The 12,431-nt window shown below is 39.3% G+C and carries 11 protein-coding genes; 10 read left to right on the forward strand and 1 reads right to left on the reverse strand.

The features are described 5' to 3' along the window. Nucleotides 1-376 precede the first annotated feature (376 nt). Both IC621_RS22830 and IC621_RS22835 read left to right on the forward strand, forming a co-directional pair. On the forward strand, nt 377-1,330 hold the full coding sequence (locus tag IC621_RS22830) for a BMP family ABC transporter substrate-binding protein (RefSeq protein ID WP_191161823.1): 954 nt from the start codon (nt 377-379) through the stop codon (nt 1,328-1,330). 13 nt (nt 1,331-1,343) lie between these two features. After that, nucleotides 1,344-1,532 carry a ComZ family protein gene (locus tag IC621_RS22835; protein ID WP_191161825.1) on the forward strand — a complete coding sequence of 63 codons (189 nt, stop codon included), beginning with the start codon at nt 1,344-1,346 and terminating at the stop codon, nt 1,530-1,532. A 136-nt stretch (nt 1,533-1,668) separates the two neighbouring features. Here IC621_RS22835 and IC621_RS22840 read toward each other — a convergent pair whose 3' ends face one another. Continuing rightward, a complete protein-coding gene (locus tag IC621_RS22840; protein WP_191161827.1) occupies nt 1,669-1,959 on the reverse strand; it encodes a hypothetical protein in 291 nt (96 codons plus the stop codon). Between the two features lie 348 nt (nt 1,960-2,307). Between IC621_RS22840 and IC621_RS22845 the strand changes: the two genes are divergently transcribed. The 8 genes from IC621_RS22845 to opp4C all read left to right on the forward strand — a co-directional run bounded on the left by IC621_RS22845 (nt 2,308) and on the right by opp4C (nt 12,355). Then, complete coding sequence (locus IC621_RS22845) at nt 2,308-3,240, forward strand: beta-ketoacyl-ACP synthase III (RefSeq protein WP_191161829.1); 933 nt, start codon at nt 2,308-2,310, stop codon at nt 3,238-3,240. A gap of 241 nt (nt 3,241-3,481) precedes the next feature. Next, entirely contained in the window at nt 3,482-4,720 is a 1,239-nt protein-coding gene (fabF, locus tag IC621_RS22850; RefSeq protein WP_191161831.1) for a beta-ketoacyl-ACP synthase II, read from the forward strand. A gap of 743 nt (nt 4,721-5,463) precedes the next feature. After that, nucleotides 5,464-6,243, forward strand: coding sequence for a DUF2268 domain-containing protein (locus IC621_RS22855; protein ID WP_191161833.1), 780 nt, complete (start codon nt 5,464-5,466; stop codon nt 6,241-6,243). 216 nt (nt 6,244-6,459) lie between these two features. After that, entirely contained in the window at nt 6,460-7,482 is a 1,023-nt protein-coding gene (locus tag IC621_RS22860) for an ABC transporter ATP-binding protein (protein WP_191161834.1), read from the forward strand. Nucleotides 7,483-7,486: 4 nt separating this feature from the next. Continuing rightward, a complete protein-coding gene (locus IC621_RS22865; RefSeq protein WP_191161837.1) occupies nt 7,487-8,470 on the forward strand; it encodes an ABC transporter ATP-binding protein in 984 nt (327 codons plus the stop codon). Between the two features lie 221 nt (nt 8,471-8,691). Continuing rightward, nucleotides 8,692-10,419 carry an oligopeptide ABC transporter substrate-binding protein gene (gene opp4A / locus IC621_RS22870; RefSeq protein ID WP_191161839.1) on the forward strand — a complete coding sequence of 576 codons (1,728 nt, stop codon included), beginning with the start codon at nt 8,692-8,694 and terminating at the stop codon, nt 10,417-10,419. Between the two features lie 49 nt (nt 10,420-10,468). Continuing rightward, the gene (gene opp4B / locus IC621_RS22875) at nt 10,469-11,434 is read left to right on the forward strand and encodes an oligopeptide ABC transporter permease (protein ID WP_191161841.1); all 966 of its coding nucleotides are present in this window, start codon (nt 10,469-10,471) and stop codon (nt 11,432-11,434) included. 15 nt (nt 11,435-11,449) lie between these two features. Beyond that, nucleotides 11,450-12,355 (forward strand): oligopeptide ABC transporter permease, encoded by a 906-nt coding sequence (opp4C, locus tag IC621_RS22880; RefSeq protein WP_191161842.1) that lies wholly within the window; start codon nt 11,450-11,452, stop codon nt 12,353-12,355. Nucleotides 12,356-12,431 lie beyond the last annotated feature (76 nt).

The raw sequence follows: 12,431 nt of genomic DNA on the forward strand, positions 1-12,431 counted from the left end.
GTCGATCCACAATATGCTCATCTTATAAAAATTGAAATACTGAGAAAAACCGAGAAAACAAAAGAGAAACCTTACTTTAATGAGGGAGTTTAAGTTGATTAAAGTATTAACGCATTAAAGTTAGTTTTCGATGTCCAGCTCAGGCGGACAGAACGTCCTACTGCCGGCAGGCATAAGGCCGTGACGTCCTTGCCGTCCAGGCGCCATCGTCCCTTAGGTCTCAGGGCCAATCCGTCCGAGAAGGTTAAAGAACAACCTTCCAGCCGGCTCGCCCGAATGCTTGTCGCCGAAGGGCTAGCGCCCCTGAGCTTTTCGTTCTGGAAGCTCGCTTATGAATGGGGTACAACCCTAAGAATAGGATAAAGGAGTTGTGTAAATGGCGAAAAGGCTGATCTTCATTTTTTTATGCCTTTTCCTCTTGTCAGGATGTGGACAACCTTCATTTACAGGAAAGCTTGAAAAAGTCGGTTTGCTCGTTCCTGAGACAATCAGTGACCAAGTTTGGGGGACAAAAGGATATAAAGGATTATTAACAATACAATCCAAGTTTAATGTTGATGTATTTTATAAAGAAGGAATGGATAATCGATTATCTGTCGAAAAAGCTGTCGATGATTTCCATCAAAAAGGAGTTAATTTGGTTTTTGGACATGGAAGTGAGTATGAGTCCTTTTTTAAAGACATCAGCAAAAAATATCCAGACATCCACTTTGTTTTTTTTAATGGAGATGCCAAAGGAGAAAATGTCACCAGTTTAAATTTTGAAGCTCATTCTATGGGTTTCTTTGGAGGGATGGTCGCCGGGGAGATGACGAAAACAAGAAAGGTTGGCGTTATCGCATCTTTCGAGTGGCAGCCTGAGGTGGATGGTTTCCGTGAAGGAGCTCATTATCAAAACGATCAAGTTGATGTGGAGGTGAAATATGTCAAGCATTGGGATGACATCGATGCAGCACTGAAGATACTTGATCAAATGATAGTGGAAGGCGTAGATGTTGTGTATCCGGCTGGAGATGGATACAATGTACCTGTAATCGAAAGATTAAAGGAAGAAGGTTTGTATGCAATTGGATTTATTTCTGACCAATCAGATCTTGGGGAAGGTACTGTTCTTACAAGCACGATTCAAGATGTTGATAAACTTTATGAACTTGTTGCACAGCAATACAATAAAGGGTCTTTGAAGAGTGGAGAGTTATCTTTTGATTTTAGCGATAATGTGATTGAGTTAGGAGAATTCAGCCCTCATGTAGATGAGGAATTTAAACAAAAAATCATGAAAGATATCGACACCTTTCGCAAAACAAAAAAGCTTCCAAACGAACTATAAGGAGGAATTTGAAATGGAACAACACCCAAAAACAATGGAATTTATGCAAATTGCAATGAAATACTTACCGGAGGCAAAAACAGCCATGGATGAAGCTGGAATCGAAGTTTCTATGGATCACCTTCAACCAATGCTCACTTTACTAACAAAAGCAATGGCTGATGCTTATGAATTAGGGAAACAAGAAGCAAGTGAGGAATAAAAAAAGTGCCATTTCGGCACTTTTTTTGATGAAAGGGATCCTGCTGCCAAACTTCCTAAACTAAACGGCGCCACTGACTATAGAAAACGGCGTAGTTAAACTTTTGGTATGAAAGTAGACGCAACTACTTTATAAGTTAGGACTTGAATTTCTTTTTGAAATAATCAACTACTGGTGAGAACTCACTGAGTAATGGTTTTAGCTCTTGGATCGATGAGTAGATATCCTCCAGCTGGTTCATGAGCTCCATGTAATCTATTTCTTGGCCAGTCTGATTTGTTGCATCTGACGGTTTTGCGGATTTTGGTTTTTTTTTACTTGATCCGAACATCATTTGAGAAAAAAAATCCCCCGGCTCATTCTTTGGTTGTTCATTTAACTGGTCCTCGTTCTCAGCGGTATTTTCTTGTTTTTCTTCCTCGCTCATATTAATCACCATCCTTTTTAAAATAAGGAAGTTTTATTAAGTTTTTGTGATTAGCCAGCCTCATGCGCCAATAGATCCAAGGCAACTAGTCAACCTGTCATTAAAGGACAACTTTATGCCGAACGTTCTTGTTTGTGCCTCCCAAGGACTTGAGCTTCTGCTTTTTTTATCATCCTGTTAATACTCTATGTATTTTTTGAAAATAGGATTAGACATAAATACAGTAAATATTGATATACTTTTGGAAATAAGATAATATTAGTACCAAGTACTAATATTTGATTATAAGTAATGGCTTATTTTAGAATGAACAGAAAAAAACTAGGCCTATATAAAGGGGTTGGGTATATGAACGCAGGTATTATTGGAATTGGACGCTACGTTCCAGAGAAAGTGTTAACAAATGCTGATTTGGAGAAAATGGTAGATACATCTGATGAATGGATTCGTACTCGTACCGGTATTGAAGAGAGACGGATTGCAGAGGATGATATGGATACATCACACATGGCATTTCTAGCAGCAAAAAATGCACTGGAGAATGCAAATGTGAATGCTGAGGACTTGGACATGATTTTAGTCGCAACCGTCACCCCAGATCAACCATTTCCGACGGTAGCTTGCATGCTCCAGGAACAATTGGGTGCAAAAAAAGCATGTGCGATGGATATAAGTGCTGCATGCGCTGGCTTTATGTATGGAATGGTAACGGCTAAACAATTTATTGAAGCTGGGACTTACAAACATGTGCTGGTCATAGGAGTTGAGAAGCTCTCAAAAATTACAAACTGGGATGACCGAAATACCGCTGTCCTGTTTGGTGATGGAGCTGGTGCTGCGGTTTTGGGACCTGTCCCCGATGGAAAAGGGATTTTATCATTTGAATTAGGAGCAGATGGTGTTGGCGGGAAACATCTTTATCAGGATGAAAAGATCATCATGAATGGAAGAGAAGTTTTCAAGTTTGCTGTCCGTCAAATGGGTGAATCCAGTGTAAATGTGCTCGAAAAAGCAGGATTAGGTAAAGAAGATGTAGATTTCCTAATTCCACATCAGGCGAATATAAGAATTATGGAGGCAGCACGTGAGAGATTAGAACTGCCGGAAGAAAAAATGTCAAAAACAGTTAATAAATACGGAAATACATCTGCTGCTTCTATTCCTATTTCTATTGTAGAAGAGGTTGAAGCTGGTAAAATAAAAGATGGAGACCTGGTTGTCATGGTAGGCTTTGGTGGTGGTTTAACCTGGGGTGCTATCGCGATGCGCTGGGGTAAATAACGGTAATCCCACTTTTAACGGGCAGTAAAACTCAATCTAATCTTCTGAGAGATAACGAAGATAGGTGGGGGATAACTGCCCGCAGATGTCCGGGAATAAGGAACACAGACTCAAAGCGCCGCATCCTGGCAAGTCTGTGTGACCACATTCTGTGGGCCTCGGGCTAACGATCAGTTGGGAAAGAAAAAATATTCTGATAGAAGTTTCACTTTATCTTTGGAGAAAGGAAGGGTACTCAAATATGAAAAATAAACGAGTGGTAGTAACAGGACTAGGGGCTGTCACCCCTTTAGGAAATGATGCAAAGACAAGTTTTGATCAAGCTGTTAAGGGAGTATCAGGTATTGGTCCCTTAACTCGAGTAAATGCTGAGGATTATCCAGCGAAAGTTGCAGGTGAATTGAAGGACTTTAATGTTGAAGAGTATATGGACAAAAAAGATGCTAGAAAAATGGATCGCTTCACACAATATGCAATAGCAGCCTCTTTTATGGCTGTAAAAGATGCAAATCTAGAAATTACGGATGAAAATGCACCCCGGGTTGGTGTATGGATTGGATCAGGCATTGGCGGAATGGAGACATTTGAAAACCAATTTCAAACACTTCTTGAAAAAGGACCGCGCCGGGTAAGTCCATTTTTCGTTCCAATGATGATTCCTGATATGGCAGCAGGACAAGTATCAATCGCACTTGGTGCAAAAGGGTTTAACTCTTGTACAGTTACAGCGTGTGCAACTGGTACAAATTCAATTGGCGATGCCTTTAAAGTCATTCAACGCGGTAACGCAGATGTCATGGTCACCGGAGGGTCAGAAGCTCCTTTAACAAGAATGTCGTTTGCAGGCTTTTCAGCTAATAAAGCATTGTCCACAAACCAAGATCCACAAACGGCAAGCAGACCATTTGATTTAAACCGCGATGGATTTGTCATGGGTGAAGGGGCAGGGATTCTTGTTCTTGAGGAACTAGATCATGCGCTTGCTAGAGGTGCTGAGATTTATGCTGAAATCGTGGGGTATGGATCAACAGGCGATGCTTACCACATTACAGCACCGGCTCCAGGCGGAGAAGGCGGTGTCCGGGCAATGAAGGAAGCCATTGCAGACGGAGGCCTTACTCCTGATCAAATTGATTACATTAATGCTCATGGAACAAGTACTCCATATAACGATAAATTTGAAACACTTGCAATTAAAGAGGTATTTGGCGAACATGCACAAAAGCTTGCCATCAGCTCAACAAAGTCAATGACAGGCCACCTCCTTGGAGCAGCTGGAGGCGTTGAAGCAATTTTCTCTATCCTTGCGATTAAGGAAGGAATCATCCCTCCAACAATCAACCTTGAAACTCCCGATCCAGATTGTGATCTTGACTATGTTCCAAACGAAGCAAGAAAACAAAACATAAACACAGCATTAAGCAACTCCCTTGGTTTTGGCGGTCATAATGCCACAATCGTCTTTAAAAAATATGAATAATTAATTATGAAGCTACTCTCTTATAATGGGGGTAGTTTTTTTGATTTTTACTAATTATCTGGAGGGTTAAAGCAAGTGAAGTCCTTTCACTAATAAAAAGAACAAATGGCCAGAATCCAGGGACAGCCGACAATAAAGATATCGTCGGGCCAATAAAATTGCCTTACGGAAAATAAAATCGCTCATCAGGCCAATAAATTCTCGGAAATGGCCAGTAAAATTCACGGTAAGGAAAGAAAGTGAGTACCCGCAGACAGTAAAAAGATGGTGTGGCCAGTAAATGGAGGATGGCAAAAGCAAGTGAAGTCCTTTCACTAATAAAAAGAACAAATGGCCAGAATCCAGGGATAGCCGACAATAACGATATCGTCGGGCCAATAAAATTGCCTTACGGAAAATAAAATCGCTCATCCGGCCAATAAATTCTCGGATATGGCCAATAAATTCTCGGATATGGCCAGTAAATTTCACGGTAAGGAAAGAAAGTGAGTACCCGCAGACAGTAAAAAGTTGGTGTGGCAAGTAAATGGAGGATGGCAAAAGCAAGTGAAGTCCTTTCTGCTAATAAAAAGTACAAAAATCCAGAATCTAGAAAAAGCCGACAATAAAAGTTACCGGCTTGAAGACCTGATTTCCCGGAATTCCCTCAATCTTCGCCGAAAAACAAAATAATTCAGTTGAATTAGATACTTGAATGTACATAAATGCATAGGATGGGGCATAAGGAGGGGAGTGTTAGCAGAGTGAGTGTACTTCCTACAAACAACTGGCTGAAGACGGCGGACAGGCGCGAGGATTTGTTGAAAAAAATTTATCGGTATTTTCCTGATAGAGGTGAAAGGGAAGTCAATCATACCTTGACATCATTTGGGATGTTTAAAACGATGAACAATGTGAGTGATTGGCTTGCTCGGGCGGAGGAACAGGGTTATTGGAAAACTGTGAAGCTCGAAGAACGGCGATTAATAAAGGAATGGGATGGACCAGATACAACTGTTTTTATCCTCCCTAATGATCACACAAATAGCGTTATTCAAAAGGAATATAACGGAAAGGCAGGATTAGCATTTCACGATAAGCTTTTTTTATTTCTTTCCAAGGATTGTAAAAAGAAGGATATCCAAGCAATAATCACACATGAATACAATCATGTGTGCCGGCTGGCTCGCGATCCAAAAGATGAAAAAGATTATACTCTAATCGATACAATTATTCTCGAAGGAATGGCCGAAAATGCAGTGAGAGTCAGGCTTGGAGAGGAGTCCGTTTCTCCGTGGGCCTCTGCATATTCTGATAAACAGTTAACCTATTTTTATAAAGAGATTATCTTGCCTAACGATCAGTTGACAAGAGCAGAAAGAAGATTCCCGCAGGTGATGTTTGGAACGGGATTCTATCCGAAGATGGTAGGATATGCTGTTGGCTACTACATCGTTAAAAATTTCATGAAAAAGGAAGGGGCAACGATAAAATCATTGCTAACAACAAAAAGTGAGGAAATAATAAATAGTTTAATGCTATAAAGCTTTATAGTAAAAAAGTTTACACAAAAACATTTTCATTCACTTGTAAAGAGATAAAGTAACTAAAAACTCTTATTATTAGGGGTTTTTTATCTGTGATAAATTTACTAAATGGTAATAATTTTAAAAATATATTGCACATGTAACATTTTTGTAATAATATCTTAGTCAAATATAATAAATATTAATAATCTTTTAAATATTCAGAGGTGTCAAATGAATCAGACTATTATTTTAGATAAAGAAACACCGCTGTTAGAAGTAAATAATTTAAAGACGGGTTTTAAGATTGATAAAGAATTTCATAATGCTGTAAATGGAGTCTCTTTTTCTGTGAAAAAGAGACAAATTGTTGGGGTTGTAGGAGAGTCTGGCTGCGGAAAAAGTGTAATGTCCCTGTCTATAATGAAGCTTTTACCTAAAGGTATTGGTCAAATAACAGGCGGAGAAATAAAATTTGAGGGGAAAAATCTAGCAAAGTTATCTGATAAAGAAATGAACAAGGTTCGCGGGAAAGAAATCAGTATGATCTTCCAAGAACCAATGACTTCACTTAATCCGGTATTTACAATCGGTTTTCAAATTGAAGAAGCAATGTTTAATCATATGAAACTCTCGAAGGCAGAGGCGAGAAAGAAATCGATTGCTCTTTTAAAAAGTGTAGGAATTTCACGGCCGGATAAAATTGTTGAAGAATATCCTCATCAATTATCTGGCGGTATGAGGCAGCGGGTGATGATTGCGATAGCCATTGCCTGTCAACCGAAATTGCTTATAGCGGATGAACCGACAACTGCACTGGATGTAACCGTTCAAGCTCAAATATTAGAGCTGTTAAAAGATATTCAAGAGAAAAATGAGATGTCGATCATCTTGATAACACATGATCTAGGGGTAGTAGCTGAAACCTGTGACGAGGTCATTGTGATGTATGCGGGAAATATTGTGGAACGAACAAATGTGGAAGCCTTGTTTTATGATCCGAAGCACCCTTATACAAATCTACTTCTAGGATCGATCCCGAAATTAGAAGGGGAAACCGATCGGCTTGCAAGTATAAAGGGAATCGTTCCTTCTTTAAAAAATATGCCTGCCTTCGGTTGCCGATTTACTGATCGCTGTCCAAAGGCAATGGAAGATTGCAAACATATTACTCCACAGCTGGCCAGGGTTTCAGATGGACATGAAGTGTCCTGCCTCTTATATGAAGAAAGTTATCCTATAGAGAGTGTGAGGTAGCTAAATGAGCCAAACAACAGAAAAAAATGTACTGTTAGATGTTCAAAATTTAAAGACCTATTATCCAGTAAAAGGCGGCTTTCTCAGAAGAACAGTTGGCCATGTAAAAGCTGTTGATAATATTAGCTTTAAAATCAAGGCAGGCGAAACACTTGGACTTGTCGGGGAGTCGGGATGCGGAAAATCTACTACAGGACGGACTATTCTCCGATTATTAAATCCGACAGATGGAAAAATTCTTTTTGATGGAAAAGATATTACGAGTTTAAGAGGAAAGTCTTTGCGTGATATCCGTCAAGATATGCAAATGGTATTTCAGGATCCTTACGCTTCCTTAAACCAAATGCAAATGGTCGGAGACGTCATAGCCGAGCCTATATTAAATTTTGGAAAGCGCTCAAAAAAGGCTTTGAAAGAAGAAATTATGGACCTTTTAGAAAAAGTAGGCCTACCACCTGATGCTTACTATAAGTACCCCCATGAGTTTTCCGGCGGACAGCGGCAAAGAATTGGGATTGCTAGAGCCCTCGCCCTGCGTCCGAAGCTGATAATAGCCGACGAACCGGTCTCTGCTTTAGATGTATCCGTACAATCTCAAGTTCTGAATCTACTAAATGATCTGCAGGATGAATTCGATTTAACATTTTTATTTATTGCCCACGACTTAAGTGTTGTGAAGCATATGAGTGACAGAATCGGAGTGATGTATCTTGGCAACATGGCAGAGATCGCAGATAACATAAGCATTTATGCAGATCCTCTTCATCCATATACTCAGGCACTTATCTCAGCTATTCCAGAACCTGATCCTAAAAAGCGAAAACAGCGCATAGTGTTAGAAGGGGATGTCCCAAGTCCGATAAATCCTCCGGTCGGATGTCCGTTTCATCCAAGATGTCAGCATGCAAAGCCAGAATGCTCGCAAATCAAACCTCAATTAAAGGAGGTGAAGAAGGGTCATCAAGTAGCTTGTCACCTATATTCATAAATTAGCGTTAGTTTATTCTACTTAACAATTGGCTATTTCTTTTGAACTTGTTGCTATTTACATACTAGAGATCGTTAAATAGAGGCAATCGATGAATCTCATATGCCTCAGAGTCTTACATCTAACCTCTCACAACATAAACTCACGAAGTGATGAGCTTTCCAGCAGGTAGCAACAAAGTAGAAAAAACAGCCTAACAATTAATAATTGGGGGGAAAAAGATGAAAAAAACATCATTATGGGCAATTGCATTGTTGCTCGTTATGTCAATGTTCTTGGCTGCATGCAGCGGCGGCCAAACGACGAGTAATGAAGGTGAAGGTGGAGAAAAAGAAGGAACATCAGGAGAAACAGGTGAAGCAAAAGAAGGGGGAATAGTAACATTTGCTGTAGATACAGCTCCTGAAGGGATTTTCGAAGGTGCATTTTCAGGAAGTGCAGTAGACGGCAACATCCAAGAGTTTATGACTGAAGGCGTCTACAAGGTTAATGATGAATTAAAATATGTGCCGAACTTTGCTGAATGGGAAATCAGCGAAGATAACCTAACTTATACATTCAAATTTAAAGAAGGAATTAAATGGCATAATGGTGAGGAGCTAACTGTTGAGGACTGGAAATTTGCATTAGAAGTTCTTGCAGACCCTGATTATAATGGACCTCGTTATAACTATGTTTCAGGTGTAAAGGGTGCAAAGGAATATAAAGAAGGTAAAGCTGACTCGATCTCTGGTATTGAGGTGGTTGATCCTTACACAATCAAAATTACATTTGCAGAGAAAAAGGTTAATAACTTAGAAAGTTTATGGTCTACTCCAATGCCGAAGAAAGAATATGAAGGCATTGCAATTAAAGATTTAGCCGAATCAGATCCAGTTCGTAAAAACCCGGTGGGACTCGGACCTTTCAAAGTAAAGAAAGTCCAATCTGGTGAATATGTAGAATTAGAGCGTTTTGATGATTATTGGCAAGGAAAGCCGAAACTTGATGGTGTAATTGTAAAAGTTATCGACCCTTCTTTAACAGCTGGTGCATTTGAAAAAGGTGAGATTGATTTAATGGGTATCCGCCCAGCTGACCTTAAACAAATTGGTAACCTTGATAATGTGACGATAGAAGAAACGAATGGGGTTGCTTATTCATATATTGGACTGCGTTTTGGTACTCGTGATAAAGCAACTGCAAAAAGTGTTCAAGATAATCCGAAATTTGAATCTAAAGAGCTGCGTCAAGCGTTATTATATGCCATTGACCGTCCTGCATTAATTAAAGCCTTTTTAGCTGGGAAAGCAAAAGTTGCTAACACAGTGATCCCAACTGCATTCTGGGCTACAGCACCTGAATCAGAATTAAATGAATACAAATACGATCCTAAAAAAGCGAAAGAGCTTTTAGCTGAAGCAGGCTATAAAGATACAAACGGTGATGGATTTGTTGAAGATCCAGATGGTAAAGAATTCAAAATTTCATTTGGACACTATGCTGGTCCTTCAGAATTTGAAGGCCGTGCTAAAGCCATTATCCAAAGCTGGAATGATATTGGTGTGAAAACAGAGCTTGCAACCGGCCAGTTAATTGAATTCAATCTGTACAATGAAATGAAAGACAATGATGATAAGTCATTAGATGCATTCTTTGGCTCTTGGTTTACTGGAGCTGACCCAGATCCAGAAGCATTATGGGGCTCACATGCTGAATGGAACTATGGAAGATATGTAGATGAAGAAAATGACAAGCTGATTAAAGCAACAGCAAGCGATGCGGCATTTGATGAAGAAGTTCGTAAACAAGGATTTATCGATTGGCAAAAATATTTTAATGAAAACTTGCTTGCGCTACCTCTTTGGGAAAACATGGATTTATATGCAGTGAACAAAAGACTTCAAGGAGTTCATGTGAATGCCTTGACCCCGCTAAACGACTCTTATAAATGGTATGTAACTGAGTAATAGTCACAGCTGAAATGACTAGATTTTCATCAGATAAGGAGAATGGTCAATGCTTAAGTTTACTTTACGCAGACTATTAGGCATGATTCCGATGTTAATCCTTGTCTCCTTCGTGGTGTTCACCCTGGCGAAATTAATGCCAGGGGACCCATTTGGAGGGGAGATTGATCCGACAAATACTGATCCTCAATATATTGAAGAAATGCGGGAAAAGTTAGGATACAATGATGCGATTCATATTCAATATTGGAGATGGGTGACAGATTTTGTTCAAGGAGACTTTGGAAAATCAACAGCTCATAAAATGCCTGCCGCAGAAATTATTGCAGAAAGGATTCCGAATACACTTTTCCTAGCGATTACCTCGCTTATTATTACTTATTTCTTTGCTTTTATCATGGGGATGTACTCTGGTAGAAAGCCCTATACAGTTGGAGATAACTTAATTGCGACATATAACTATATTGGTCTAGCGATTCCTTCTTTTATTGCCGGCATCCTCTGTATTTATTTCTTTTCCTTTCAATTAGGCTGGTTCCCTTTCAGCGGTTCCGTTCAGGTTGGAATGGAAGAAGGGACTCTCGCGTATTTTATAAGCAGACTCCATCATGTAACACTGCCGGCATTAGTTTTAGGATTGCTTGCAACCGCGCAATATACCCAGTTTTTACGCAATGATATTATCGATAATTCACGAAAGGACTATGTTCGTACAGCTCGTGCTAAAGGGACAAAAGAATCCGCTATTTATAATAAGCATATTTTGCGAAATTCCATTATTCCAATTGTGACATATCTTGGATTCGATCTAGTGACATTAATAAGTGGAGCAGTTATTACGGAAACTATCTTTACATATCCAGGGATTGGCTATTTGTTTTTGGAATCAGTGGAAAGAAGAGATTACGCAGTAATGATGGCCATTACAATGATGTTTTCTGTTTTAACAATAATAGGAAATCTTGTAGCCGACCTGTTATACAGTGTCGTTGATCCTCGTATTCGAGTCGAGTAGAAGGGAGGGAAACAGATGGAAGTCGTTACAAATAAGAATACACAGCAGATGAAGGCTGATAAAAGTCCCTCTCCATGGTCAATTGCAAGAAAGAAATTTTTGCGGAACAAACTTGCTGTTATCAGCTTAGCATTTTTGACACTTGTTATTATTTTGTGTGCATTGGCACCTTATATTACTACAAATGACATCAATCGAGTTGATTTTATGAAAATGAAATTAGAACCATCAGGAGAAAACTGGCTTGGTACTGATTCCAATGGCAGAGACGTGTTTACCTTACTATTATATGGGGGAAGAACTTCTTTACTCATAGGCCTCTCATGTATGTTTTCTATTACGTTTATTGGCACGCTTATCGGATCTATAGCAGGGTATTTTGGCGGCTTTATTGATAATGCTTTAATGCGTTTTACTGATTTTGTTTTAAACTTTCCGTTTTTAATCTTTGTAATCGTTATTAATACGATATTAACAGGTAAGCTTACTGGTCCTTGGGTACTGATTATCGTCATCAGCTTATTAAGCTGGGGAAGTGTGGCAAGAATTGTCAGAAGTAAAATTTTATCGGAGAAAGAAAATGAATATGTCCTTGCGGCTGTTTCGATTGGTTGTTCACCTGGAAAAGTCATTCGAAAACATATCCTTCCGAATGTAGCTTCGACTATTATTGTGCAAGCAACCCTAATTCTTGCTATTATGATCTCGGTAGAATCTGCATTAAGCTTTATTGGTTTTGGTGTTCCAGCTGATACACCAACATGGGGGAACATGCTGTCTGAAGCAAGGCAGTCCAATGTCCTTAGAAATCTTCCTTGGATGTGGATGCCACCGGCGGCAATGATTGTTTTGTCAATTTTGGCCATAAACTTCATAGGTGAAGGGTTGAAGGATGCATTAAATCCAAAATCCTCACGTTAAATCCATCAATAAAATTGTGATGGATTTTTCCCTTTTCACTCATTTAAAAACTTGTATAAAAGTGTTCTTTATAAAA

The organism is Metabacillus arenae, from assembly GCF_014773385.1.
Classification (GTDB): domain Bacteria; phylum Bacillota; class Bacilli; order Bacillales; family Bacillaceae; genus Metabacillus_D; species Metabacillus_D arenae.

What these genes read in the sequence shown, in the direction of transcription:
- IC621_RS22860 (WP_191161834.1), top strand. Translation starts at nt 6,460, where the DNA reads ATGAATCAGACTATTATTTTAGATAAAGAAACACCGCTGTTAGAAGTA.
- IC621_RS22865 (WP_191161837.1), top strand. Translation starts at nt 7,487, where the DNA reads ATGAGCCAAACAACAGAAAAAAATGTACTGTTAGATGTTCAAAATTTA.
- IC621_RS22845 (WP_191161829.1), top strand. Translation starts at nt 2,308, where the DNA reads ATGAACGCAGGTATTATTGGAATTGGACGCTACGTTCCAGAGAAAGTG.
- opp4B (WP_191161841.1), top strand. Translation starts at nt 10,469, where the DNA reads ATGCTTAAGTTTACTTTACGCAGACTATTAGGCATGATTCCGATGTTA.
- IC621_RS22840 (WP_191161827.1), bottom strand. Translation starts at nt 1,959, where the DNA reads ATGAGCGAGGAAGAAAAACAAGAAAATACCGCTGAGAACGAGGACCAG.
- fabF (WP_191161831.1), top strand. Translation starts at nt 3,482, where the DNA reads ATGAAAAATAAACGAGTGGTAGTAACAGGACTAGGGGCTGTCACCCCT.
- opp4A (WP_191161839.1), top strand. Translation starts at nt 8,692, where the DNA reads ATGAAAAAAACATCATTATGGGCAATTGCATTGTTGCTCGTTATGTCA.
- IC621_RS22830 (WP_191161823.1), top strand. Translation starts at nt 377, where the DNA reads ATGGCGAAAAGGCTGATCTTCATTTTTTTATGCCTTTTCCTCTTGTCA.
- opp4C (WP_191161842.1), top strand. Translation starts at nt 11,450, where the DNA reads ATGGAAGTCGTTACAAATAAGAATACACAGCAGATGAAGGCTGATAAA.
- IC621_RS22835 (WP_191161825.1), top strand. Translation starts at nt 1,344, where the DNA reads ATGGAACAACACCCAAAAACAATGGAATTTATGCAAATTGCAATGAAA.